Origin of the sequence: Peptacetobacter hominis (assembly GCF_006861675.1) — a bacterium.
Classification (GTDB): Bacteria; Bacillota; Clostridia; order Peptostreptococcales; family Peptostreptococcaceae; genus Peptacetobacter; species Peptacetobacter hominis.
Genome location: NZ_SGJB01000005.1, coordinates 23,215 through 48,815, shown reverse-complemented (window position 1 = coordinate 48,815; position 25,601 = coordinate 23,215). Strand labels below are relative to the sequence as shown.

Annotated in this window: 26 protein-coding genes; 21 read left to right on the top strand and 5 right to left on the bottom strand. The window is 29.9% G+C overall.

Annotation, left to right across the window (positions count from 1 at the left end):
* The first annotated feature begins 54 nt into the window (after positions 1-54).
* From EXD82_RS03715 to EXD82_RS03680, 8 genes are all read left to right on the top strand, one after another.
* Entirely contained in the window at positions 55-846 is a 792-nt protein-coding gene (locus EXD82_RS03715) for a zinc dependent phospholipase C family protein (RefSeq protein ID WP_142535567.1), read from the top strand.
* Positions 847-855: 9 nt separating this feature from the next.
* Positions 856-2,145 carry an MFS transporter gene (locus EXD82_RS03710; protein ID WP_142535566.1) on the top strand — a complete coding sequence of 430 codons (1,290 nt, stop codon included), beginning with the start codon at positions 856-858 and terminating at the stop codon, positions 2,143-2,145.
* A 3-nt stretch (positions 2,146-2,148) separates the two neighbouring features.
* Positions 2,149-2,826: an HAD family hydrolase gene (locus tag EXD82_RS03705; RefSeq protein ID WP_142535565.1), complete on the top strand. Its 678-nt coding sequence runs from the start codon at positions 2,149-2,151 to the stop codon at positions 2,824-2,826.
* A gap of 163 nt (positions 2,827-2,989) precedes the next feature.
* Positions 2,990-3,676 carry a response regulator transcription factor gene (locus EXD82_RS03700; protein ID WP_142535564.1) on the top strand — a complete coding sequence of 229 codons (687 nt, stop codon included), beginning with the start codon at positions 2,990-2,992 and terminating at the stop codon, positions 3,674-3,676.
* Entirely contained in the window at positions 3,673-4,914 is a 1,242-nt protein-coding gene (locus tag EXD82_RS03695) for a sensor histidine kinase (RefSeq protein ID WP_142535563.1), read from the top strand. Before EXD82_RS03700 ends, EXD82_RS03695 begins: the two co-directional genes overlap by 4 nt.
* Positions 4,915-5,017: 103 nt before the next feature.
* Positions 5,018-5,731 (top strand): polyphosphate polymerase domain-containing protein, encoded by a 714-nt coding sequence (locus EXD82_RS03690; protein ID WP_142535562.1) that lies wholly within the window; start codon positions 5,018-5,020, stop codon positions 5,729-5,731.
* Positions 5,732-5,752: 21 nt separating this feature from the next.
* Positions 5,753-6,445, top strand: coding sequence for a DUF4956 domain-containing protein (locus EXD82_RS03685; RefSeq protein ID WP_142535561.1), 693 nt, complete (start codon positions 5,753-5,755; stop codon positions 6,443-6,445).
* An 18-nt stretch (positions 6,446-6,463) separates the two neighbouring features.
* Positions 6,464-8,464, top strand: coding sequence for a carbohydrate-binding domain-containing protein (locus tag EXD82_RS03680; RefSeq protein ID WP_142535560.1), 2,001 nt, complete (start codon positions 6,464-6,466; stop codon positions 8,462-8,464).
* Between the two features lie 42 nt (positions 8,465-8,506).
* Here EXD82_RS03680 and EXD82_RS03675 read toward each other — a convergent pair whose 3' ends face one another.
* From EXD82_RS03675 to EXD82_RS03665, 3 genes are read right to left on the bottom strand one after another with little or no spacing between them, the layout of a single operon-like run.
* Complete coding sequence (locus tag EXD82_RS03675; protein ID WP_142535559.1) at positions 8,507-9,268, bottom strand: ABC transporter permease; 762 nt, start codon at positions 9,266-9,268, stop codon at positions 8,507-8,509.
* Positions 9,269-9,287: 19 nt separating this feature from the next.
* Positions 9,288-10,010: an ABC transporter permease gene (locus EXD82_RS03670; RefSeq protein ID WP_142535558.1), complete on the bottom strand. Its 723-nt coding sequence runs from the start codon at positions 10,008-10,010 to the stop codon at positions 9,288-9,290.
* 12 nt (positions 10,011-10,022) lie between these two features.
* Positions 10,023-10,772 (bottom strand): ABC transporter ATP-binding protein, encoded by a 750-nt coding sequence (locus tag EXD82_RS03665; RefSeq protein WP_142535557.1) that lies wholly within the window; start codon positions 10,770-10,772, stop codon positions 10,023-10,025.
* A 153-nt stretch (positions 10,773-10,925) separates the two neighbouring features.
* On the opposite strand from EXD82_RS03665, the gene EXD82_RS03660 reads away from it, so the two are divergent.
* The gene (locus EXD82_RS03660; RefSeq protein WP_142535556.1) at positions 10,926-11,633 is read left to right on the top strand and encodes a response regulator transcription factor; all 708 of its coding nucleotides are present in this window, start codon (positions 10,926-10,928) and stop codon (positions 11,631-11,633) included.
* 2 nt (positions 11,634-11,635) lie between these two features.
* Entirely contained in the window at positions 11,636-13,003 is a 1,368-nt protein-coding gene (locus tag EXD82_RS03655; protein WP_142535555.1) for a sensor histidine kinase, read from the top strand.
* A 399-nt stretch (positions 13,004-13,402) separates the two neighbouring features.
* On the opposite strand, the gene EXD82_RS03650 is transcribed toward EXD82_RS03655, so the two are convergent.
* Positions 13,403-13,621 (bottom strand): hypothetical protein, encoded by a 219-nt coding sequence (locus tag EXD82_RS03650; protein WP_142535554.1) that lies wholly within the window; start codon positions 13,619-13,621, stop codon positions 13,403-13,405.
* A gap of 426 nt (positions 13,622-14,047) precedes the next feature.
* Entirely contained in the window at positions 14,048-14,938 is an 891-nt protein-coding gene (locus EXD82_RS03645; RefSeq protein ID WP_142535553.1) for a LysR family transcriptional regulator, read from the bottom strand.
* 136 nt (positions 14,939-15,074) lie between these two features.
* Between EXD82_RS03645 and EXD82_RS03640 the strand changes: the two genes are divergently transcribed.
* The 11 genes from EXD82_RS03640 (at position 15,075) to cas4 (ending at position 25,595) form a co-directional block, all read left to right on the top strand.
* Positions 15,075-15,398 (top strand): carboxymuconolactone decarboxylase family protein, encoded by a 324-nt coding sequence (locus EXD82_RS03640; RefSeq protein ID WP_142535552.1) that lies wholly within the window; start codon positions 15,075-15,077, stop codon positions 15,396-15,398.
* Between the two features lie 20 nt (positions 15,399-15,418).
* On the top strand, positions 15,419-15,820 hold the full coding sequence (locus tag EXD82_RS03635; protein ID WP_142535551.1) for a cupin domain-containing protein: 402 nt from the start codon (positions 15,419-15,421) through the stop codon (positions 15,818-15,820).
* Between the two features lie 24 nt (positions 15,821-15,844).
* Positions 15,845-16,363, top strand: a complete 519-nt coding sequence (locus EXD82_RS03630; protein WP_174919146.1) for a flavodoxin — start codon at positions 15,845-15,847, stop codon at positions 16,361-16,363.
* 68 nt (positions 16,364-16,431) lie between these two features.
* A complete protein-coding gene (locus tag EXD82_RS03625; protein WP_142535644.1) occupies positions 16,432-16,968 on the top strand; it encodes a DapH/DapD/GlmU-related protein in 537 nt (178 codons plus the stop codon).
* A gap of 101 nt (positions 16,969-17,069) precedes the next feature.
* Positions 17,070-18,137: an iron-containing alcohol dehydrogenase gene (locus EXD82_RS03620; protein ID WP_330573694.1), complete on the top strand. Its 1,068-nt coding sequence runs from the start codon at positions 17,070-17,072 to the stop codon at positions 18,135-18,137.
* 298 nt (positions 18,138-18,435) lie between these two features.
* Positions 18,436-19,185 (top strand): CRISPR-associated endoribonuclease Cas6, encoded by a 750-nt coding sequence (gene cas6, locus EXD82_RS03615; RefSeq protein WP_142535549.1) that lies wholly within the window; start codon positions 18,436-18,438, stop codon positions 19,183-19,185.
* A 16-nt stretch (positions 19,186-19,201) separates the two neighbouring features.
* A complete protein-coding gene (gene cas8a1 / locus EXD82_RS03610; protein ID WP_142535548.1) occupies positions 19,202-20,617 on the top strand; it encodes a type I CRISPR-associated protein Cas8a1/Csx8 in 1,416 nt (471 codons plus the stop codon).
* Between the two features lie 38 nt (positions 20,618-20,655).
* Positions 20,656-21,549: a type I-B CRISPR-associated protein Cas7/Cst2/DevR gene (gene cas7i / locus EXD82_RS03605; RefSeq protein ID WP_246082002.1), complete on the top strand. Its 894-nt coding sequence runs from the start codon at positions 20,656-20,658 to the stop codon at positions 21,547-21,549.
* A 71-nt stretch (positions 21,550-21,620) separates the two neighbouring features.
* The gene (gene cas5, locus EXD82_RS03600) at positions 21,621-22,724 is read left to right on the top strand and encodes a CRISPR-associated protein Cas5 (RefSeq protein WP_142535546.1); all 1,104 of its coding nucleotides are present in this window, start codon (positions 21,621-21,623) and stop codon (positions 22,722-22,724) included.
* Positions 22,725-22,774: 50 nt separating this feature from the next.
* The gene (gene cas3 / locus EXD82_RS03595) at positions 22,775-25,081 is read left to right on the top strand and encodes a CRISPR-associated helicase Cas3' (RefSeq protein ID WP_142535545.1); all 2,307 of its coding nucleotides are present in this window, start codon (positions 22,775-22,777) and stop codon (positions 25,079-25,081) included.
* Positions 25,082-25,100: 19 nt separating this feature from the next.
* Entirely contained in the window at positions 25,101-25,595 is a 495-nt protein-coding gene (gene cas4, locus EXD82_RS03590; RefSeq protein ID WP_142535544.1) for a CRISPR-associated protein Cas4, read from the top strand.
* The last annotated feature ends 6 nt before the right edge of the window (positions 25,596-25,601 follow it).

Sequence of the window (25,601 nt, the reverse complement as noted above, 5' to 3'; positions counted from 1 at the left end):
TTCATATGATATAATTTAATAGGCTGATTAATTTTTGAACAGGCAGGTGATATTATGCCAGCAATATATGCTCACGATAGATTTGGGAAAAAAGTATATAAGAAACTGGATGGAAATTTAAAGAGAATAGTATCAGAAAACTATGAACAGTACAGAATAGGCCTTCAGGGACCAGATATATTCTTTTTTTATAAACCTCTTAAAAGCAACGATGTAGCTAAATATGGAAATCATCTTCACAGTATATCTGCATATGACTTTTTTGAGAATGCAGTAAATGTACTTAGGAAAAATGAATATGCAGAAAATGAATATGCGTATATTATGGGTTTTATATGCCACTACATATTAGACAGTGAATGTCATGGATACGTAGATGAGATGATAAAAGAGCTTGGAGTTGATCATCTTGAAATAGAAGAAGAATTTGAAAAAATGCTTCTCAAAAAAGATGGTGAGGATCCTATTGGATACCCTCTGAAAAACCTGATATCTCAGGATGAAAAGACAGTTGTTTCAATTGAGCCTTTTTATGATGATATAATAGATAAGGATGTAGTTAGACAGTCATTAAAAGATATGAAAATGGTAAAAGGAGCTCTATACTCAAAGAGCAGATTTGGCCAGTGGGTAAGAAACACGATTTTAAAGCTTGCGGGTAAAGAGGAATATAAATGGATTATGCATCAGATAAAGGATAATCCGATATGTGAAAAAAGCAATACTGGTCTTTATAAAAGATTTGAAAATTCAGTTGACATTGCAGCTGAAATGATAAAGAGTTTTGATGATACTCTTAAAAATGGAGAAGAACTTAATAAAAGATTTGACAGAAATTTTGAATAGGGGAGAAATATGAAAGACAAATTGACAAAACTTGAAAAAGACTGGATTTTGTATGATGTTGGAAATTCAGCTTTTATTCTTTTGACATCGACAATAATGCCGATATATTTTAATTACCTTGCGGACAGTGCTGGAATATCAGAGGTAAACTATCTTGCATACTGGGGATATGCCGCGTCAGTATCTACCATAATAGTTGCGATAATCGGACCTGTCCTTGGAACAATGGCAGATACCAAAAATCTGAAGAAAATACTGTTTACAGCGGCGATGATGATGGGAGTAATTGGATGTGCAGCATTATCTGTACCTACATCGTGGATAGTATTTCTTGCTGTATTTGTAATAGCCAAAGTAGGATACAGCACAAGTCTTATATTCTACGATTCTATGCTTACCGATGTAACTACATCAGAAAGGATGGACATGGTATCATCTCACGGTTATGCATGGGGATATATAGGAAGTTGTATACCATTTGTTATATCTCTTGTATTTGTACTTATGTATGAAAAAATAGGAATAAGTATGAATATGGCCATGACTATAGCATTTGTATTAAATGCAGCCTGGTGGATGATAGTAACAATACCTCTTTTGAAAAATTATAAACAAACAAACTATGTTGAGAATCAGGAGCATATAATAAAGGATAGTTTTGTAAGAATAGCGGAAACTATAAAAGATATAAAAAACCAGAAACATATTTTTATGTATCTTTTATCATTTTTCTTTTTTATAGATGGGGTATATACTATCATAGAAATGGCAACTGCATATGGTAGTGCACTGGGGCTTGATTCTCAGGGACTTTTACTTGCGCTTTTACTTACTCAGATAGTAGCCTTTCCGTGTGCGATAGGTTTTTCTGTGCTTTCTAAAAAATACAAGACAGATTCTCTTATAAAAGCATGTATAATCGCCTATACAGGAATTGCGGTTTTTGCGATACAACTTGATAAACAATGGGAATTCTGGCTTCTTGCAGTACTTGTAGGAGTTTTTCAGGGAGCAATACAGGCTCTCTCACGTTCATACTTTGCAAAAATAATACCTCCAAATAAATCAGGAGAATATTTTGGAATATATGATATATGTGGAAAAGGAGCTTCTTTTATAGGAACAACTCTTGTTGGTATAGTTGCTCAGATAACAGGTATAGCAAATGCAGGGGTTGGAATAATAGCTGTTATATTTGTAATAGGTTTTGTACTTTTCTGCAAATCAGCAAAATTGAACAGAGATATAATAAATAAAAAAGAGCTTCATAAAAATGAAGATATGAAAGGTATGGTTTAATAAATGAAGTTAAATGAAAAAATATCGGGTATAGTTTTTGATATGGATGGTCTGATGTTTAACACTGAGTGGGTGGTTAAACATTCATGGGATCTTGCAGGAAAAGAACTTGGATATGAAAATTTTGGAGATAATATATACAATACATTAGGAATGAACTTTAATGCCAGAAAAGAGTATTTTCTGAATAAATATGGTAATGATTTTGATTTTGAAAAGTTCACAGATATGTACAGAGCACATTCTCTTGGATACTTAGAGGAAAATGGAACGCCGGTAAAAAAGGGATTATTTGAACTTCTTGAATATCTAAAGAAAGAAGAAGTTCCTATGGCTGTTGCAACATCATCTACAGAGCAGTTTGCAATGTCAAAACTTACAGAAACTAAAGTAAAGGATTATTTTGACTATATAATATGCGGAAGTATGGTTGAATTTTCTAAACCTCATCCGCAGATATATCAGATTGCATGCAGAGAACTAGGTATAGATCCCTCAAAGGCAATAGCATTAGAGGATGCGCCAAATGGAATAAGGGCAGCACTCGGTGCAGGAATGAATGTAGTAATGATACCGGATCTTTTAAAAGATGCTCCAATAGAGCTTGAAGAAAAGCTTATGGCTAAGCTTGAAAGTCTGGACAAGGTTATTGAATTACTTGAAGAAATTAATACTTTATAATGAATTGTCATATCGAATAGAATATATGAAATAATCAAAAAGTAGCTTTCACATAGTATCTTTTAGAGATATAAGTGAGGGCTCTTTTTATATTATAAATTTTTATTGATTTTTCTTTGACATAAGATGTATTATAAAATATAAACAAGCAGGGGGGTATTTTATGAAACTTATTGTTGCAGAAGATGAAAAAGAGTTGGCAAAAGCACTCAAAAGAATATTAGAGCACAGCAATTATACAGTAGATACTGTTTATAATGGGGAAGATGCGTTGTATTATATAGAAAATGGAAACTATGATGCCGCTATACTCGATATAATGATGCCCAAAATGGACGGAATAGAGGTGTTAAAAAGGATAAGAAAAGATGGTATAAAAATACCTGTAATAATGCTTACAGCAAAATCTGAGGTTGATGATAAAGTAGAGGGTCTTGATAGTGGAGCAAATGATTATCTTACAAAACCATTTCAGACAAAAGAACTTTTAGCCAGAATCAGAGCTATGACAAGAAATTTATCTGAAAATGCCGTATCATCAGTCCTGGAGTTCGGTAATATAAAACTCGATACAGCATCATATGAAATGTATTCAGAGAATGAGAAGATAAGACTTGCAAATAAGGAATTTCAGATGATGGAAATGCTTATGAATTCGAGAAAACAACCTATCCCAACAGAAGTGTTTATGGAAAAAATATGGGGATACGATTCCGATACAGATATAAGCGTTGTATGGGTGTATATATCGTATTTAAGAAAAAAACTTCAGACACTAAAAGCAGATATAAATATAAAGGCAAGCAGAAACCAGGGATATATGCTTGAAGAAATGGGGAAAAATAAATGATAGAATCGCTTAGAAAAAAATTCATACTTGCATCTATGGTTTCGATTTTTCTTGTTTTGACGATGATTTTATCTGCCATATGTGTGCTGAACTATAATAGAATATCGGAAAATGCAGATAGCCTGATACAGATAATATATAATAATGGTGGTATAATGCCGAAAGTAAAGCTTTCAGACGATAACCCTCCAGATGAGTTGCCAAGAAAAAATATTGGAAACATGTCTCCAGAGACACCATACGAATCTAGATACTTTTCTGTAGATATCAAAAACACTGGTGAAATATCTGATGTAAACACCGGAATGGTTGTAGCAATAGATTCTACAACAGCAGTAAAATATGCACAGGAAGTATATTCAATGAAAAAGGAAAAAGGATTTTATGGAAATTATAGATTTCTGTGTATTGATAATGGGGATACAAAAAATATAGTATTTCTTGACTGTAGAAGAGATTTGGATTCTCTTATAAGCTTTATGATGAATGGAATATTTGTGTCTCTTATCGGTATGACAGCTGTATTTGTTCTGATACTGATAATTTCAAAAAGAGTATTTAAACCGGTAGAAGAAAGTTATAGGAAACAGAAAGAATTCATAACAAATGCCGGGCATGAGATAAAAACTCCTCTTACAATAATAGATGCAAATACTGATATAATAGAAATTGAAAATGGAGAGAGTGAATGGACAGATGGAATAAAAAATCAGGTAACCAGACTTTCAAATCTTACAAATGATCTTATTTCTCTTTCCAGAATGGAAGAATGTAGAGATTTCAATATGAAAGAGTTTTCTATTTCAGAAATGATAGAAAAAGAGGTGGAATCTTTCAGACCTGCAATGTCAAAACGAAATCTTGAAATAAAGAAAAATATAACATCTGATATAACATATATCGGTGATGAAAAATATCTGAGACAACTTATTACAATTCTTATGGATAATGCGGTAAAATATGCAGATGAGAATGGATATATAGAGGTGTCTCTGAAAAAACTTCATGGAAGAAGAAAAGTAGAGATAGTGGTTTATAATACATCAGATAAAATCGACAAAGAAAGTATAGATCAGATATTTGAAAGATTTTTCAGAGGAGATAAATCCAGAAATTCTGATTGCAGAGGGTATGGAATAGGTCTGAGTATAGCAAAAGCTATAGTATCTGCACATAAAGGTAAGATAAAAGCAGAAAGTCAGGATGGAAAATCAATATCTATAAAAGTAAATATATAAAAAGAGAGGCTGAAGGCCTCTTTTTTTATTATTCTTAACTTAAAGTAATTTAAAGTTCATTTAGAGTTCGGAGTGTATACTGTTTCAAGAAGGAGGAATACAGATGGAAGTACAGAAAATTTTTAAAAGATATGAGCTGAAGTTTATAATGAACGATGAACAGAGAAACAAACTTCTTGAGATAATGAAAAAATATATGAAAGAAGACGAGTACGGCGAAAGTACAATAAGGAGTATTTATTTTGATACAGACAGCTTCAGAATAATAAGAAAAACGCTTGAAAAACCAGCATACAGAGAAAAACTTAGAATAAGAAGCTATACAAAAGCAAATTCTGAAAGTGATGTATTTGTTGAACTGAAAAAGAAATATAAATCAGTTGTCTACAAAAGAAGAGTCATTATGAAAGAAAAAGATGCTATGAATTATCTGTGTAATGGAAATGTATCACCAATAAAAAATCAGATTACAGATGAGATAGATTACTTTAAAAGCTATTACGAAAATTTAAGGCCGTCAGTCATGATAAGTTATGATAGAGTAGCTTTTTATGGAATTGATGACAGAGATTTAAGAATTACATTTGACAAAAATATTATGTGGAGAGATTTTGATTTATCTTTATGCAGTGATGTATATGGGAGAAAAATACTGGATGATAACAAAACATTAATGGAAGTAAAAACAACAGGGGCAATGCCGATGTGGCTTGTTGAATTTTTAAGTTTTGAGAAAATATATAAATGCAGATTTTCAAAATACAAGAATGCATATTATGATATGTGTGAAAAAAACGAAAAAATGAAAGTATCGTAGAAAGAAAGTTGAGGTATAAAAATGAGCGGATTATTTAATGGAATATTTGATAGTAATATGGTATCAACGATACCGGTAAATCAGTTTATGATATGCATGGTAACATCTATATTAATAGGAGTAATGATGGCATATACATATATGTACAAAAGCAGATATACTCAAAGTTTTGTTGTAACAATGGCACTTTTACCTATGGTTGTATGCGTTGTCATAATGATGGTAAACGGAAACATAGGAGCAGGGGTAGCCGTTGCAGGAGCGTTCAACCTTGTAAGATTCAGATCAGTACCAGGTACAGCAAAGGAAATTGCGGCAATATTTATAGCAATGGGTGCAGGTCTTATTGTTGGAATGGGATATATAGGATACGCTGTTTTGTTTACAGTTATTGTATGTGCAGTGGATCTTATATATAGACAGATTGGATTTGGAAACGGGAAAAACAGAGAAGTTTTTAAAACTGTAAATATAACAATACCTGAAAACATAGATTATTCAGATGTATTCAAAGATATATTCGAAAAATATACAAGAGATGTTAAACTTGCACAGGTTAAGACGACAAATATGGGAAGTCTTTTTAGATTGACATATCAGATTGAATTTAAAAAGGATATATGCGAAAAAGAATTTATAGATAATATAAGATGCAGAAATGGAAATCTTGAAATAACTGTATCAAATCAGGATACGATGGTTTATGAACTATAATTATAAAGGGGGAATATTATGAAATTCAGAAAGTATATAAAAACGTATATAGTAGCTGCAGCGGTGATTGTTTTACTTGCAGGTTGTAATAAAGATAATAGCACTACAACAGAGGCTTCATCAATGGATCTGAGTGAGAGTGGAATTTCTGTTACGGATATGTTTACCGATAATGATATGGAATCTGGATATGATGAAAGCAACTGTACAAAAATAGAATTGTCTAGAGATAGTGCCACATCAGATGGAGAAAGTATAATAGCTGAAAATGGTGATATCGAGATATCAAAAGAAGGTACATATGTTTTCAGCGGAGAACTCGAAAATGGAAGAATAGTGGTGGATGCAGATAAAAGTGATAAAATAAGAATTGTACTTGATAATGCAAGTATAACAAGAAAAAACAGTTCGGCAATACTTGTAAAAAATGCGGACAAAGTATTTGTAACACTTGCATCTGATTCTGAAAATATATTGTCGTCTTCTGGTACTTTTGAAGCTGAAGACGATATAAATATAGATGCTGCTGTATTTTCGAAAGAGGATATAACCTTCAATGGAAGCGGTAAACTAAGTATAGAATCAGAACGGGGACATGGTATAGTATCAAAGGACGATCTTGTCTTTACAGGAGGAAACTATAGTGTGGTATCAGAAGGTCATGCGCTTAATGGAAAAAACAGTGTAAGAATATGTGATGGAAAATTTGAAATAGAATCAAGTCAGGACGGAATACATGCAGAAAATAAAGATGAGGAAAAGTCAGGATTTGTATATATAAGCGGTGGTGAATTTGAAATAACATCTGTCAATGATGCTATCGATTCAAAATATGCTGTTCAGATAGATGACGGAAACTTCACTTTGAATACAGGCGGTGGAAGTGTAAATGCAAGTACTGATTCAAATGGAAATACAAATGAAAACTGGGGAAAATGGGGTGGAGGAATGACACCTCCAGGTGGAAATCCACAGGATATGCAAAACTCTGAAATGAAAGAACCACCTAAAATAGATGAAAATAGTGAAACGGAAAAAACAACTCCAGACATTCCATCTCAGGACAGTACTACTTCAAACTCATCAGAAAATACGGATACAGAAACAAGTGATACAGAAGAAAGTGCGAAAGGAATAAAGGCTTCATCAAATCTTGTCATAAATGGAGGAAGTTTCAATATAGATTCATCTGATGATTCAGTACATTCAAATTCGGATGTTGTAATAAATGGTGGAGAAATGAAAATTCTATCTGGTGATGATGGTGTTCATGCTGACTCAAATACAAAGATAACAGAAGGAAGTATAAATATTTCAAAAAGTTATGAGGGAATAGAAGGTCAGAGTATAGATATATCTGGTGGAGATATAGATATAGTGTCATCTGATGATGGAATGAACGCAGCTGGAGGAAGTGACCAGAGTGGACTTAATGGAAGACCAGGAGCAGGAAGCTTTGAATCATCTGAAGATTGTTATATAAAAATAAGTGGATCAAATACGAATATAAGTGCTGATGGAGATGGAGTAGATTCAAATGGAACACTTGAAATATCAGGTGGTACTGTATATATAGAAGGTAGTGAAAAAAATCAGGCTGATACAGCTATAGATTATGATGGAACAGGAAAAATAACGGGAGGAACCGTGGTGGCAGTTGGACCTGGTGGAATGTCACAGAATTTCAGTGAAGCAACTCAGGGAACTATAATGGTAAATACAGGAAATCAGAATTCTAAAACAGAAATAGTTCTTACAGATAGTAGTGGAAATGAAATAGTTTCATACACTTCTGAAAAGTCATTTTCAAATGTGATAATAAGCTCTCCTGATATAAAGAAAGGAAGCAGTTATACATTAAAATACGGAGAAAATGAGGAGAATATAACTATGGACGATTATATTTATGGGGAAAGTGGATCAGGAATGAAACAACGCCCTGATGGTATGACAAAACCAGATAATATGCCTCAAAAGAATACTCAAGAAGATAATACGGACTCGAGTGAAACTGTATAGAGAAAAGCATCTTTCATTTTGAAAGATGCTTTTTATTATTTTTTATAAAATTTGTTTTTTAAAAGCTTTAATAGATATAAATTGTGTTATTAAAAAAATAATCGTTGCAAAAACTATGAAAGGGATAATTGTTAAATTATTATATACTAGATTTGGTGATACAGTATGCAGAGCTTTTGAGACAAGATATCCACTGTAACAATACGGGTATATTATCCAAAGAGGAGTATTTGCGATGAATATACTAGATATTATCATTAAAATGTTTAATCCAATAGATACTATTGTTTTTTTTGATATAGTAGCAATCATCCATATGCAACTAACAGCAGGAAGCATGCTTATAAATAATTTTAGAGACCATATTAGCATATATGAAATGGATATATTTTCGTTTATATTTTTTATATTAATCATCATAAATCCAAATATGATAAAAGAAATAAAAAAAATGAGTATTTCTAATGAAAGCAACACTAATATTACGATGAATTTTGATAAATATAAATTTGTTCTACTTATAGGAATAGAAAACATTTTTAACATTCCATTATTTTTAGTTTCTATATTTAAAAGTAAAACACAAATTATAACTATTGAAAAAGGTAGCAAGTAATATCCAAAAAGTAAGGCACTTTGAATAAACATTGCAGTCCAAGCATTTGTATATTCTTGTGTTAAATAGTTACCTATACTAGATATACCTGAAACAACAACCAATATAGGTGGTATAAAAAGAAATATAAATATGGCAGATCTTTTAATTTTTACGAACTCAACCCTTAGTAATTTAAAAGTAGACATATTTATCCCTCCTTTTTGATTATATTTTTTTATTCATAGAAAGAAAGTATCCACTAAAAAAGAAAATGAATGTTTCAACTATAGAAATGATAAGAATTAAAATATTAATATCTGCAGAATAATCTACAGAAGGTCTTATCATAAGTACAAATGGATTAATAAGAAAAATATTAAATTTAGAGATAGACATTGTCATACCGCTAAAAAAACCAATAACACCTACTCCTAATGTGAGCCATATATTTTCTAATATAGAAGATATCATCAGCATAAAACTAAATACTGGTAATGTAGAGAAAAAACAGTAAATTGAATAATTAATAAGTGTAAAAGGTTCAAAAGTATTAGCAGGAAGATATTTAAAACCTATAATATATAAAGAGATATCCTGTAAAAGGGCACATATTGCAACAAAAAACAGTAATATAAAGAATTTATTTCTAAAAATATGAGATATTTTAAATGGAAGAAGATAAAAATTTTTTATAGCATGGTTATGAAATTCTAAGTTATATGTCGCTGTAGTAATAATTATGATTCCAAACATATTAAGCATCATAATTACTCCATACAATTGAGTAAGTAATATATCCATGGGATGAAGAGGAAGACTAAGCAACGAATCTTTACGAAATAAAAAATTTGCAAAAGAGTATAAAGCTCCTAAGACACCCACAAAAGGCATAATTTCGAGGATATAAGTATGTTTATATTTTTTTAGCTCAATAATTATACTTTTCATGAAATCACATCCTTATTTTAATAATTTATTGTCCTTATCTATTATATAAAGAAATATTTCTTCTAGGTTACTATCTTCAAAACCATTTTCTGTTGATAGTTTCTTCAAGTTTTCTAAACTTCCTTCAAAAAGTAATCTTCCATGATTTAGGATACCTATATCATCGCAAATAAGTTCGATTTCGGAAAGCATGTGTGATGATATCAATATAGTACAGTCAAATCTTTTTGGAAGAGACTTGATTAAACCTCGTATTTCATGTATTCCAACAGGATCCAATCCATTTGTAGGTTCATCAAGGATAAGAATAGGTGGTTTTCCAATTAATGCTGAAGCAATGCCAAGTCTTTGTTTCATTCCTAGGGAATAGTGTTTAGCCTGTCTATCTGCAAAAGCTGATAAACCAACAATTTCCAGTGCTTCATCTACGCTTGAAGGAGGAAGAGAAAGAATTCTTCTAATAATCTCCAAGTTTTCTTTTCCTGTCAGGTTTGGATAAAATGAAGGTGACTCGATTAATGATCCAATTTTACTAAGAATTTCTATACGGTTATCAGGAAATTTCATATTATCAATCAAAAATGAACCAGATGTAGGTTTTATAAGCCCTAGAATCATCTTAAGTGTTGTAGTTTTTCCAGCACCATTTGGACCGAGAAAACCATATATATGTCCCTTTTTTATATTTATAGATACTTTATCTACAGCAGTAAAATTTTTATATTCCTTTGTCAAGTTTATTGTTTCAATTATATTTGTCATAATATATACAACTCCTTTCTTAATTTATACTATAACTATACTTGTTTACATTAATCTTCTATTTACCTTAAATTTACCTTACAAATATGAAAAAATACACAGAACTATTTTATAAAAGGTATAATAAAATAAAGGAAAGGAAAAGTGATTAAAATGAATGAAAATTATTTAAGAACAAAGAAAATATTAGTAGTAGATGATGAAGAAAATCTTAGAGAATTATTGATAACTATATTGGAAGAAGAGGGATTTATTAATATAGTAACAGCTGCATCAGTAAAATCTGCAATAGATATTTGTCATAAACAGAAACCGGATATTGCAATATTGGATGTTATGCTCCCAGATGGAGATGGTTTTGAACTTATGAATGAAATAAGAAGTTTTAGTAAAATACCAGTAATATTTTTGACTGCAAAGGACGATATACAAGATAAATATTCAGGGTTTGGATTGGGTGCTGATGATTACATTACAAAACCTTTTTTACCAAGAGAGTTTATTTTTAGATTAAAAGCAGTTCTAAGAAGGTGTTACAAAATAGAAAATACAGTTGTAGAATTATCTGATTGTGAGATAGATTTAAGTAAAGCTCAAGTTATAAAAAACGGATGTATATTTTCACTTACTGCAAAAGAACATGATATTCTAGAGACATTAATAAGAAATGCAAATCACATTGTCACTATAGATTCGTTGTGTGAAGCAGTATGGGGAGAAAATTACTTTGGCTATGGAAATTCATTATCAGTTCATATCAGAAGAATAAGAGAAAAAATAGAAGATAATCCATCTAATCCAAAATCTTTGATAACAGTAAAAGGACTAGGATATAAGTTAAAAATAGAAAGTAGGAGTTAATAGTGTACGAATTCGGGAAGTTTATAAGTAAACATTTATTGATGTATATATTGATACTTATTTTTATTGTTGTGATGAATATTTCAGTATTTTTTATTTCGTATAATAATATAGTTTATGGAATTAATAAAGAAAATCCGATTAAAATTTTAGATATGATATCAGATAATCTATCATATAAAAATGAAAAGTTTGAATTAACCCACAACACAACAAAGATCCTGGAAAAAAATGGGACATGGGCAGTTTTGTTAGATGATGAAGGTTATGTAGTATGGAGTTTCAATATACCTAAAGAAATAGCAACAAAATATACAATACAAGATGCAGTAAATTTTTCAAGAGGATATCTAAGCGATTACCCTGTGTTTACTCAGAAGTATAAAGAAAAAATTCTGGTATTAGGTTATCCTAAAGGCAGCTATTTTAAAATTTTGTCTAATTATCTTCCAATGTCAATTATAAAAAGGGCACCTTATACTATAGCAATAATGCTTGTCTTGGATATAATTATTTTATTTATAGTTTATTATTTATCTAAATATAGAGTTATGAGAAAAATAGCACCTATTCTTGATGGACTATCAAGCCTTTCAAATGGTCAAAATGTAACACTTAATGTGAAAGGAGAACTTGAAAAAATAGGTGAAGGGATAAACAAGACATCAGAACAGTTAAAAAAACAGGATAATGCAAGAGCAAATTGGATAAGCGGAGTCTCACATGATATACGTACACCTTTATCGATGATAATGGGTTATGCAGATCAAATTTCAAAAGCATCGGACATAGGCGATGATACAAAAAGGCAAGCAGAAATTATAAAATTTCAAAGTATAAAAATTAAAAATCTTGTTCAGGATCTAAATCTTGTAAGTCAATTAAATTATAATATACAGCCAATTAAAAAATCCTCTATATATCTATGTAAAATAATAAGACAAATAGTATCAGAATATATGAATAATGATATAGAAGAAATATATGAGTTTGAATTATCCTTAACTGAAGAAAGTGAAGTTGTTAGCATAGAAGCAGATGAAAGGCTTATATATAGAGCAATACAAAATATTATTTCAAATAGTATAACTCATAATGAAAATGGATGTAAAATATCAATAAGTTTGGATATTAAAGAAAATATATTTATTTTAACTATTTCAGATAATGGGAAAGGTATCTCAGATGAAGAGATTAAAATATTACATGAAACACCTCATTACATACAAAGTACAGATGATAGATTAGATTTGCGTCATGGATTAGGAATTTTTATAGTAAAAGAAATTGTAATGCTACATAATGGAAAAATAGAAATGAGCAGTAAGTTAAATAAAGGTTTTTCAACAAAGATATATTTACCTATATAAAAAATAAAAGCGCAAACGAAATCATATATATTCATTTGCGCTTTTATTGTTAAATTTATATTCCTGATTTTCCTATTCATTTATAAATATTGTAGTATTCCCAAAAGGATTAATCTTATTACATTTTTAGTAGTGAGATAATCGATATTAACCATTTAAATATCTTTTATTATTTATATATGCCAGAAATACACTAATTACAATAACGAATATGTTTATTGTTATATTGAACTTATTATTGAAACAAACAAGTCTCATATACCCTTCTATTAAAAAATCAATTACAGCAATAGTACTATATATTTTAAATGTTTCTACAATTATCCCAAAAGGCATAAGTAAAATTTTTTCATACTTCATAATCTTAACCGTTCCTATAATCTATTATTATATAAAAAATTATTTTGCATAACCTGTATATCCTACATATAAACAAAAACAAAATGTAATTATACTGCTTCCTATAGTGGTAGGACTATTAAACGATAGAAGTCTATTAGTATTTTGAAATATACTTTCTATCATCGCTATACTACAGTATACTTTTATCGCTTCTATAATAGTTATCGTAATTTTTCTTACAACAGTTTTATAATCCATGACATCACCAACTTTCAAATCAGCTCTACTTTCCGAAATTATTTATTATACATAAGGCAACATTTTTTCAATACTTGCCGCTATCCTTTTTAGCTAATTCATTGTAAGCAAAGCCATAGATATAAATTTTTTAATTTGTTCATCCTCATAATTATCTATCTCCATTTAACATATTTTTTACATTCGAATGTTTGTCCATATAATACTGTATTTTTTAAAATTTGGAAATATAAATTAATAAATAAGACAATATTGTAATTCTTATTAACGAATTCTTAATTAATTATTAAATTTCTATTGAAAAATTAAGAATTGATTTCTATTTTCAGAATATAAAAATAATACCATTAAATAAAATTTAGTTAAAAGATTATTTTCTGTTATTTTTTTTATATTTAAGACTATATTGTACTACCAAATTATTAATCCTATATCCCATTTTTATCATATTCCTGATTTTTTCAACTCATTTATAAACATTGTTACACTCTCTGAAGGGTTAAATGAATAAAGAAGCCCATAATCAATGCTATAATCCCATTCGACTGGAATAGTAACAAGAGAGGGATGAACATTTTTCCAGCATTCAAGAGATAAAAGAGCACAGTTTTCTTTTAGACATCTATTAAATACATTTATATCATAAAAATAGTCAGCATCCTCAATAATTATTTCAGGATGATTGGTGTTCAAATCGTGTCTGAGATAATCGTTTAGAGGAGAATCTCCTTCTTTTACCATTATAAGTTTTTCACCGTATAGATCTTCAAGTCTCAGTATACTTTTGCAGGCAAGAGGATGATCCATTGGTACTGCAACCATTTTTTTATATTTGCCAAGTCTATATAAATCACATCTGTCAAACCATCTTCTTGAATTACAGACTCCTATTATAAAGTCAAATTCTGTTCCAAGATTTTCAATAACGGATAATATGTCATTGTGGTCATCATCAAAAGGAATTATTTCAAGCTGAAAGTCTAACATACAGTGGCACATTCTAGACCATAAATCTATAAAAGCACTACATGGATTAAGAATAGATGTACCAACTCTTATAACTTTTTTGTTGCTGTTTTCTATAATTCTTGCAGCGTCAATAGATCTTTTTGTATCTTCCTTGATTTTGACAAGATCTCTATAAAGAGATTCACCAGAAGGAGTTATTATTACTCCAGAAGGGCTTCTTTTTATAAGGTTCAGATTTAGCTGTGATTCCAGATTATTCATCTGTTTCATAACAGCTGTAGGAGATATAAAAAGTTTTTCTGCGGCTTTGTTGAAGCTTCCACTTTCAACAACAGCGAGAAATGTATCAATTTTATGGTCAAACAAAACAATCACTTCCTCTGTAAAATATATTATATATAAAATATACTATAAACTTAAAGTTCAAACAATATCAACATATAGAAGATTCAGATTGTATTTATTTGGAGATATAATTAAGTTATAAAAGGAGATGATATATATGGTAAAAGTTACAGCAGGAAGAGATGAAATGGGAAAATTCGCACCAGAATTTGCAAGACTTAATGATGATGTTTTGTTTGGAGAAGTATGGTCAAGGGAAGATAAATTATCTTTAAGAGACAGAAGTATAATAACTGTTACAGCATTAATGTCTACAGGTATACTAGATAGCTCTCTTAAATTTCACATATCAAATGCAAAAAATAATGGTGTAAGTGAAGAGGAAATGGTTGAAATAATAACTCAGACAGGGTTCTATGCTGGATGGCCAAAAGCATGGGCAGCAATGAGAATGGCAAAGGAAATATATTCAGAAAAGTAATTTGAAAAGGAGAAAATACTATGAGCGATATAAAGGAAATAAGTGTATTCAAAACAGGTGAAAAAAATGAACGGTATGCAAAATATTTCAAAGGTCAGAGTTACCTTAATATGTTAAGCACAGAACAGGTAGTTATAGGAAATGTTACATTTGAACCTGGTTGCAGAAATAACTGGCATATACATCATGGTGGAGGTCAGATACTTCTTGTTACAGCTGGAGAAGGATGGTATCAGGAATGGGGCAAAGAAGCTCAGTTTCTAAAACCAGGGGATGTTGTAAATATACCACCTGAAGTAAAACATTGGCATGGAGCTTCAAAAGATAGCTGGTTTTCACATATAGCAGTTGAAGTTCCATCAGAAAATGGATCAAATGAATGGCTTGAAGAAGTCTCAGATGAAGACTATATGAAACTTTAATAATTATAGAAAGAAGTGATTAGATTGAGTAAATCAGCAGTAATATATTTTTCAAGAGCAGAAGAAAATTATTTTGATGGAGCTTTAAGATATATAGAAAAAGGAAATACAAAAGTAATTGCGGAAAAGATAGCTGATGAAACAAATGCTGATATTTTTGAAATAAAAATGTTAAATCCGTATTCAGATAATTATAGAACATGTACAGAACAGGCAAAAGAAGATCTTCAAAAAGGTATAAGACCAGAGATAGAGATAGAACTTAAAAATCTGGATGGATATACTACAGTATATCTTGGTTATCCAAATTATTGGAACACAATACCAATGCCTGTACTTTCAGCTATAGAAAAATTTAACTGGGATGGAATAACGATATGTCCATTCTGCACACATGAGGGAAGTGGACTTGGATGTAGTGTAAAAGATATACAAAAGGCTGCAAAAGGAGCATCTGTATCAGAAGCAATTTCGATATATGGAAGTCAAAGAGATAAATCAGATGATATAATAAAATCATGGATTGGTAGAATACAGAAATAAAGGATGATAAATTGATGGATAAAAACTATAAAATAGGAAATGTTAACCTGGAGAATTTCATAGAATATATGAACAGTAAAAAAGAGATTGAAGCTGGCTCTGATATTCATAAATATATGGGATATCTTGCTCAGGAAGCGCTTAAAATAACAGTGGAAATGAACAGTAAATATCATACTCCTGAGGAAGTACATGAACTTATGGAAAAACTTACAGGAAGAAAAGTGGGAGAAGGATTTGCTATCTTCCCTCCTTTCTATACTGACTGTGGCAAAAATACATTTATAGATAAGAATGTATTCATAAACAGTGGATGTAAATTTCAGGATCAGGGTGGAATTACAATAGGAGAAGGTACTCTTATAGGTCATAATGTAGTGATTGCTACATTAAATCATAATATGAGCCCGGAAAAGAGAGGTAATATGATACCGGCACCTGTTCAGATAGGAAAAAATGTATGGGTTGGATCAAATTCTACAATTTTATCTGGTGTAAAAATAGGTGATGGAGCAGTGATAGCAGCAGGTGCAGTTGTTACAAAGGATGTAGAAAAAAATACTGTTGTAGGAGGAGTTCCTGCAAAGAAAATAAGGGAGGTATAACAATGCTTGGAAATTTTGTTTATTCAAATCCTACTAAAATATATTTTGGCAAGGAATCTCTTGAAAATCTTGAAAAAGAACTTGAAAATTATGGTTAAAATATATTACTTACATATGGTGGAGGATCAATAAAAAAATCAGGACTTTATGATAAAGTTATTAAAATCCTTGAAAATGCCGGAAAGAAAGTAACAGAAGTAAGTGGAGTAATGCCAAATCCTACAGTTGAAAAACTTTATGAGGGATGTAAAAAGGCAAAAGAAAATAATGTTGATCTTATCCTTGCAGTAGGAGGAGGTTCTGTATGCGATTATTCAAAGGCTGTATCAGTATCAACATACTGTGAAGAAGATCCATGGGATAAGTATTTCCTTAGAATGGAAGATGTAGATAATAAAATAATTCCTGTTGGATGTATACTTACAATGGTTGGAACAGGATCTGAAATGAATGGAGGATCAGTTATAACAAATCATGATTCAAAACTGAAAATAGGCCATGTATTTGGAGACAATGTATTCCCTAAATTTTCAATACTGAATCCAGAAGAGACTTTTACAGTTCCTAAATATCAGATGGTATCTGGAATATTTGATATAATGTCGCATATACTTGAACAGTATTTCTCAGGAGAAGACGATTGTGCATCTGATTATATAATGGAAGGAATGCTTAAATCACTCATACATAGTGCAGAAGTAGCTGTAGAAAATCCTCTTGATTATGAAGCAAGAAGTAATATAATGTGGATTTCTACATGGGCGCTTAATACAATGGTGGCAAAAGGTAAATCCACAGACTGGATGGTTCATATGATTGGACAGAGTATAGGTGCATATACAGATGCAACACATGGTATGACTCTTTCTGCGGTATCTATTCCATATTACAAACATATAATGCCATATGCTATGCCAAAATTCAAAAGATATGCAGTGAATGTATGGAATGTAAATCCAGATGGAAAAGATGATAAACAGGTTGCTCTTGAAGGACTTGAAAGAATGGAAGAATTTATGAGAAGTATCGGTGTTGTCATGAATATTTCAGAACTTGGAGTGACTGAGGATATGTTTAGTGGTATTGCAGACGGAACTTTTATAATGAATGGAGGATATAAGGTTCTTGATAAAGATGAAATAATTGAAATATTAAAAGAAAGTATGTAAATAAATATAATTATAGGAAAATATTATGTATTCTGATATAATATTATAGAAAATATTATCCATATTGGAATGTAAATTTTAATCATATTATTTTCAGAAGATGTAGTAGTACCATATTGGAATAAAAACTAGTATTAAAAATAGTCCCTAATCATGTTTTGATTAGGGACTATTTTTAATTATCTAAAATTTATCCTTTTAAACATATTAAATTTAGAATTTTTTTAAATAAACTATTTACAAGGGGAAATTCTGGTGATATTATATAAGTGTAAATATTAAAGAAAGAGGTGAAAAAATGAAGTTTAAAAGATATATTCTGTCATTTGAACTTGACAGACCAGAAATGACGATAGAATATAGGAAGCGGGTTTTAAGTTTCTTGAAAAAGACTCTGACCGAAGCTAATGGTGGTAAATATTTTGAGAAATATTTTGGAAGTACAGCTCCAAAAGATTACTGTTTTTCAGTTGTTCTTCCTGGTGCAAAGTATACTGAGTCTAAAATTATAATAGAGGAGAATATGATAAAGGTTATATTCTCTGCAGACAATAGAGATAAAACTGATTTTGTCATGTACTGTGCACTTTTATCTCAAAAGAACAAACCTTTTCCTCTTGGGAACGGGAATTGCATGGTTTTAAAATCTATCAAAGAAATAAGAATGCCGGAAATAAAAAATTCGAGAATGATATTTAAAACATCAAGGGGAAGTAGTATATGTGTTAGAGAACATAATAGAGAAAATAATAAGGATAAATACTATATATATAGCGATGATAAATTTAGAGAAAAAATAAAAGAAGTACTTGCTTTACAGTTGAGGAAAGTCGCAATAGAGGATGATGTAAATGAAATAAAAATTAACCCTATACAATGTAAAAAAGTTGTAGTAAAGCACTATGGTCAATTTATAGATACAAGTGTCGGAATATTCGAAATATCAGCCAAACCATATATACTCCAATATCTACTTAATGTAGGTATTGGAAGTAGAAAATCTGCCGGATTTGGAATGATAGACCTTGTAACTCAAGATCTTTTTTAGAAAAGAGGTGACATAAGTGAAAATACTTTTAGAAAACGAAGAATATGATAGAAAGTTAATCCCGAGTGATTGGAGATATTCTGCAGCTATATATGGGCTATATAAATATCTAAATCAACGAGGACTAAAGTGTCATTATAGCGATGACGAACTTTTATATAACTCTGATGATATAACTGAAAAGGAAATTTTAGAGTTCATTGAGTACAACTATAATGAAGATATGCACCACATGTATATAGAAAATATACTCAGAAAATCCGAGTTTACAGAAGATGATATATCTCTTGTAAATGAAAAACTTTCTAATAAAAGCGGATCATCAAATACAATAATGAAAAATGTATTTAAAGGAATAAAGTTTGATGGAACAAATAAACAGGATATTATAAAAATTATAGATGAAAATAGAGAAACTCTTATAAGAGAGACTTTCAGAAATAAAAAAAATCTGTATTCAAATTTTGCAAATGTAAATCAGCTTTTTAACGATGATCAGGATTATTGCAGACTTGTAGGATACTGTATAGATGCTCCTAAAAAAGGAAAATCTATTGGATACAACTTTGAGGCTAAGTCATATGTGGGAAATGATATAAAAGAGATGGATTTTATACCGTTTGCTTTTTCTGGAGGAAGGGAAAAGTTCTTTATAAACAATAACTATAGCATTAAGTCTATTATAGGTACAAACAATATTCTTGAGAAAGAAATAAATAGTATAAAAAATACAGAAGATGAAAATATTAAAGGATGGAAAACAAGCACCAGAGGAGTATTATTCAAACTTATACAAAAATCATCTGATTTTATAGACTATGATGTCGAAGTTATAGTTAAAAATCAGGATAATGATTATTTTGAAACTATGTATATAAGAAAAGATTCAATAGAGATATTAAGAGAACTTGAATCGAAACATATAAACTATAACTCTATATGTTTTAGATATAAAGTTAATGACAAGCTATATATAGATTTTGAAAAAGAAGTTACAGATAGAATATTAAATAAGCTAGTCCTTGATGACCTTATAGAATTGATTTTAAAGGATAGAGATAGCAGGGAAAAAAGTACTACAAATCATAGTTGGAAGCTAAAAAATATGATATCTATAAATATACTTATAAGGGGTGAAGAGAATATGGAGAAAAAGACAAAACAAGCATTTGCGTGTGCAAAAAAAGTAGTTGAAAGATTTGTAAGAGACAAATCAGAAAATAAAATAAGTACTTATAGTCAGAAGTTGACAAGCGCTATTGTATTCAAAGACTACGATAGATTCTGCGAAATAATGCTACAGCTTTCAAATTATACAGGAATAGAGTTTGGATTTATATATGACTTATTTGAAGACTTTGAGGGACATAAAGATCTGGCTTACACATTTATAAGTGCATTATCAAAGGAATCTGATAAAGTTGAAGAATAAAAAAGAAACTAAAAATAAAGTAAATGGAGGAAAATAAAATGGCTAAGAGCTTAACACTAACAGTAGTGGCAAACATGACAGCAAACTATTCAGAGGGATTAGGAAATATATCAAGTGTACAAAAGGTATATAAAAATGGAAAGGTATACTCTATAAAAAGTAGAGAAAGTCTAAAAAACGCAATAATGGTGCAGAGTGGTATGTATGACGATCTTCAGACAGAGGTAGATGGAGCTACACAGAAAGTTGCAAATGAAAAACTAAATGCATCAAACTGTAGAGCACTTGAAGGTGGATATATGTACACTAAAGGAAATACTTATGTAAGAAACAGTTCTTTCTATCTTACAGACGCTGTTTCTTGTGAGAGTTTTGTAAATGAAACTAGATTCCATAATAACCTTTATCTAGCAATGACTACTGCAAAGTCTAAAAATATAAATCTTCAGAATAACGCAAAAGATGCAGGGCTTATGCCATATCAGTATGAATACGATAAGTCATTAAAGGTATACAGCCTTACAATAGATCTTGAAATGATAGGAAAAGATGAGAACTTCTGTAATGAGGAAAATTACCAGGAAGCATCAAAGGAAGAAAAAGCCGAAAGAGTAAAATCAATACTTGGAGCAGTTGAGAGTTTAAGCCTTATTGTAAAGGGAAATCTGGATAATGCTGAGCCTCTATTTGTAGTAGGAGGATTATCTGATAGAAAAACACATTATTTTGAGAATGTTGTAAGGGTTGAAAATCAGAAACTTGTAATATCAAAAGACCTTAAAGAAAGATTAGCAAAAGGATATTATGCAGCTCTTGTTGAGGGAGATAATTTTGTAAATGAATCAGATATAAAACTAGAGCTAAATCCAATGAGTGTAACATCATTCTTTGACAAGTTGAGAGAAGATGTAGATAAGTATTATGAAGTTTAGTTAAATTTATTTTCATACAGAGTAAAATATTTATTTACTCTGTATGAAATTATAATTGAGGTGAGAATTGGATGAAAGCTGTGAGAATTCTGCTTAGACAAAGCAGTGCAAACTATAGAAAAGAGGAATCTCTTACAAATAAAATGACATATCCCCTTCCTCCAATATCTACAGTTATAGGCGCTATACATAATGCATGTGGATATAGGGAATATGTTCCTATGGATGTAAGTATACAAGGTAAGTTTGAATCTATGCACAAAGAGCCATATACAGACTATTGCTTTCTGAATTCAACTATGGACGATAGAGGGATTCTGGTAAAAATGAAAAATAGCGATATGTTATCAAAGGCATATGAAAAGGTTGCAAGTGCAAAAAAAAGTCAGGGAAACAGTTTTATAAAGGGAATAACTATACAGGTTCATAATAAAGAGCTTCTTGAAGAATATAGAATCTTGAAGAATCTGAAAAATAAAATTGATGAATATAAAAAGGGCGAGTACAAAGAGAAAGTAAATGAGTATAAATCAAAAATTAAAGAACTTTCAGAGTCTAAAAAGAAATATGATAAAAAATCAGATGAATTTAAAAAAATTCAGGAAGAAGAAAAGGCTGTAAAGCAGGAAAAAAAAGAGTTCGAGGATAAAGTAAAGGGATATGAGCAGATAAACTATACAGAACCGGTATCTAAGTTCAGATCACTTACGACAGCTCTTAGATTTTACGAAGTTTTAGATAATATTGAACTTGTACTACATATAAAAGCAAAAGAAAATGTTATGAATGATATTGTCGAAAATATATATAATCTAAAGGCAATAGGAAGAAGTGAAGATTTTGTTGATGTATTAGAGTGTAAGATTGTAGAACTTGACGAGGATATTGTTTTAGATGAAGAAATATCAAATGAAAAGTATTCTGCATATCTAAAATATGATGATGTACTAAATGAAAAAATATTTTCAGATGATGAGAGAAAAAGTATTGTTGGGACAAAATATTATCTTAATAAAAGATACTATATTGAAAATGGAAAGAGAATATTTGATATAAATAAAGAAGATAGTATTGTAAAAGCAGTTTATACTTCAAAATATTTTATAGAGGAAACATCAGAAAATGTATATATAGATAGGGAAGATAATAGAGATTATATAGTTAATTTTCTATAAAATAGGCAGCAGTTAATCTGCTGCCATATTTTAAATAGGGGGAATAAAATATGAATAATGTGTCGAAGAAAAAATATGAAGTGTTCGAAAAACTAAATAAGCCTATGTTAAATCTTATATCTGAAAGAAATGCAAAACCAGATAAAACTGTAAAAGAACATACAGAAGATTTGCTTAATGTTTTAGACTCGTTAAAAAATATGGGATATATAGAGGATAATATTTATAATCTTACAGAATTAGCATGCTTATATCATGATATAGGAAAAATAAATTCGGAGTTTCAGAAAAGGGTAAATCATGGCGGGAAATTTAATCCTGAAAAGGAGATTACACATAATATATTATCGTATTATTTTATAAATCATGACTTATTTGAAGATGAGGATGATTTTTTTAGAGTTGCTTCGGCAGTACTTAAACACCATAATTACAATAAAAATGTTATTGAAGAAGTGAATAAAAAAGAACTTATATCATCTTTGATAGGAGAGTATTCTCCATATAAAATGAAAAGAAGCTATAATAAAAAAATAGAAAAAATAACAGAAACTCAGGATATAAAAGGTATAAAGATAAAAGGATATCTTCACAAATGTGATTACAGTGCAAGCGGAAATTATACAGCAGAGTATCCGAACGATTTTCTTAGTAAATCACTTGATAATCTTATGGAAAAATGGAAAAAGAATAATTCAAAGGCGGGGTGGAATGAACTTCAGGAATTCTGCATGAATAATAAAGATAAAAATATAATTGCAGTGGCTCAGACAGGAATGGGAAAAACAGAAGCAGGTCTTTTATGGATTGATGATACAAAGGGATTTTTTGTACTTCCGCTTAGAACTGCAATAAATGCTATTTATGATAGGGTAAGAATTGAAATGCTAGAAAATAAAAATATAGATAAAAGAGTGGCAATACTTCATTCGAGTTCTCTTGAATACTATCTAAAAAATATAGCTAAAAAAGATGATATAAATGTTGAAGAAGTAGAAAGCACGGATATATTAAATTATGAAAATCTTGCAAAAAGATGGTCAATACCACTGAATATAAGTACAATGGATCAACTTTTTGATTTTGTATTTAAATATCAGGGATATGAACTTAAACTTACGACATTATCGTATTCAAAGATAGTAATAGATGAGATACAGATGTATTCACCAGAACTTCTTGCATATTTAATGTATGGTATAAAAAAGATATATGAATTAGGTGGGAAAATTGCAATTCTTACGGCTACATTACCACCTTTTATAAGGGATTTACTTAAAGATAAAGAGTATGGAGCTGGTATTACTTTTGAAGAAGGCGAATTTATAAATGAATCAGAAAGTAGACATAATATGAAAGTAATAGAGGATAAGATAAATATAGAGGATATCGTTGATTTATTTGAGAAAAATCAAAATGAAGAAAAAGGAAACAAGATACTTGTCGTATGTAATACAATAAAAGAAGCTCAAAGTATATATAGAAAACTTAGAGAAAAAATAGATAATGAGTCTATAAAATCTAAAGAAAATAGAAAAGAAGATTATGTGAATATGCTGCATAGTAAATTTACGAAAATGGACAGAGCTTCAAAGGAAAAAGACATTATAGAATTTGGAAAAACATTTGATAAAAATGGCAATATTGATATAAAAAATGGTATATGGGTTTCGACATCTATCGTTGAGGCAAGTCTTGATATAGATTTCGATTATTTATTTACAGAGCTAAACGATTTGAATTCATTGTTCCAGAGAATGGGAAGAATAAATAGAAAAGGTAAAAAAGATAATAAAAATACTAATATATTTGTATATACAGATATGGATAATGATATTGTAAATAATTCAATGAAGCTATTAGATGAAACGATATATAATCTATCAAAAGAAGCGATTATAAATCAGGGAGATGGCATAATATCTGAAAAAGATAAATTAGACTGTATAAATACTTATTTAACGTCAGAAAATATGAGGGCAAGCAAATATATGGTATCGTATAGAGATGTATTTAGTAAAATAGCTTTTTTAGAACCACATACGATAGAAGAATCCAATATAGATCTTAGAAAAATCAACTCAATAGACATTATACCATCACCTGTTTATAATAAATATTCAGAAGATATAGAGAATATAAAAGATAGTATACAAATATGTACAGATAAAGAAGAAAGAATAAAATTAAAGGAAGATTTGAAAAAATATATTGTATCTGTAAGAAAATTTGAGGTCAAAGATAAAGTAACAACTATTAAACTAAGCAAATACGAAGAAATAGATGTATATGAATGTGAATACGATGAGTATGAAGGATTCAAAAGAGGAGAATGTAAAGAAACTAATATACTATAAATCTTAGGAGTTGATTTTCATGCAAAGAGAAATAACTGGTATGATGATTTACTATTATATGGTATGTGAAAGGAAGTTGTGGTATTTCTGTAATGAGATACAAATGGAATCTTTTGATGATAATGTGCGGATAGGAAAAGCGCTCGAAGAAAAGAGTTATCAAAAGGAAGATAAGCATATAAATATAGATAACATAGTTAATATAGATTTTATAAGATCTAAAAAGATAATACATGAAGTCAAGAAAAGTAGAAAAATTGAGGAAGCGAGTATACTGCAATTAAAATATTATTTATACTTTCTAAAAAGTAGAGGAATAGATGGTATCTCTGGTAAAATTGATTATCCTCTGCTTAAACAAAGTATAGATGTAGAGTTGAATGAGGAAGATGAAATCTTGTTTGAGGATATGAAGTCTAAAATAAAAGATCTAATAGAGAAAGAAACACCGCCTAAAGAGAATAAAAAAAGTATCTGCAGTAAGTGTGCATACTATGAATTATGTTTTATATAAGAAAAA

Coding starts and splice junctions, on each gene's coding strand:
- EXD82_RS03625 (WP_142535644.1), top strand. CDS start 16,432: ATGAACAGTAAAAAAGAGATTGAAGCTGGCTCTGATATTCATAAATAT.
- cas6 (WP_142535549.1), top strand. CDS start 18,436: ATGAAGTTTAAAAGATATATTCTGTCATTTGAACTTGACAGACCAGAA.
- EXD82_RS03665 (WP_142535557.1), bottom strand. CDS start 10,772: ATGACAAATATAATTGAAACAATAAACTTGACAAAGGAATATAAAAAT.
- EXD82_RS03705 (WP_142535565.1), top strand. CDS start 2,149: ATGAAGTTAAATGAAAAAATATCGGGTATAGTTTTTGATATGGATGGT.
- EXD82_RS03675 (WP_142535559.1), bottom strand. CDS start 9,268: ATGTCTACTTTTAAATTACTAAGGGTTGAGTTCGTAAAAATTAAAAGA.
- EXD82_RS03680 (WP_142535560.1), top strand. CDS start 6,464: ATGAAATTCAGAAAGTATATAAAAACGTATATAGTAGCTGCAGCGGTG.
- EXD82_RS03670 (WP_142535558.1), bottom strand. CDS start 10,010: ATGAAAAGTATAATTATTGAGCTAAAAAAATATAAACATACTTATATC.
- EXD82_RS03660 (WP_142535556.1), top strand. CDS start 10,926: ATGAATGAAAATTATTTAAGAACAAAGAAAATATTAGTAGTAGATGAT.
- EXD82_RS03635 (WP_142535551.1), top strand. CDS start 15,419: ATGAGCGATATAAAGGAAATAAGTGTATTCAAAACAGGTGAAAAAAAT.
- EXD82_RS03695 (WP_142535563.1), top strand. CDS start 3,673: ATGATAGAATCGCTTAGAAAAAAATTCATACTTGCATCTATGGTTTCG.
- cas3 (WP_142535545.1), top strand. CDS start 22,775: ATGAATAATGTGTCGAAGAAAAAATATGAAGTGTTCGAAAAACTAAAT.
- cas7i (WP_246082002.1), top strand. CDS start 20,656: ATGGCTAAGAGCTTAACACTAACAGTAGTGGCAAACATGACAGCAAAC.
- cas4 (WP_142535544.1), top strand. CDS start 25,101: ATGCAAAGAGAAATAACTGGTATGATGATTTACTATTATATGGTATGT.
- cas5 (WP_142535546.1), top strand. CDS start 21,621: ATGAAAGCTGTGAGAATTCTGCTTAGACAAAGCAGTGCAAACTATAGA.
- EXD82_RS03710 (WP_142535566.1), top strand. CDS start 856: ATGAAAGACAAATTGACAAAACTTGAAAAAGACTGGATTTTGTATGAT.
- EXD82_RS03690 (WP_142535562.1), top strand. CDS start 5,018: ATGGAAGTACAGAAAATTTTTAAAAGATATGAGCTGAAGTTTATAATG.
- EXD82_RS03715 (WP_142535567.1), top strand. CDS start 55: ATGCCAGCAATATATGCTCACGATAGATTTGGGAAAAAAGTATATAAG.
- EXD82_RS03640 (WP_142535552.1), top strand. CDS start 15,075: ATGGTAAAAGTTACAGCAGGAAGAGATGAAATGGGAAAATTCGCACCA.
- EXD82_RS03685 (WP_142535561.1), top strand. CDS start 5,753: ATGAGCGGATTATTTAATGGAATATTTGATAGTAATATGGTATCAACG.
- EXD82_RS03700 (WP_142535564.1), top strand. CDS start 2,990: ATGAAACTTATTGTTGCAGAAGATGAAAAAGAGTTGGCAAAAGCACTC.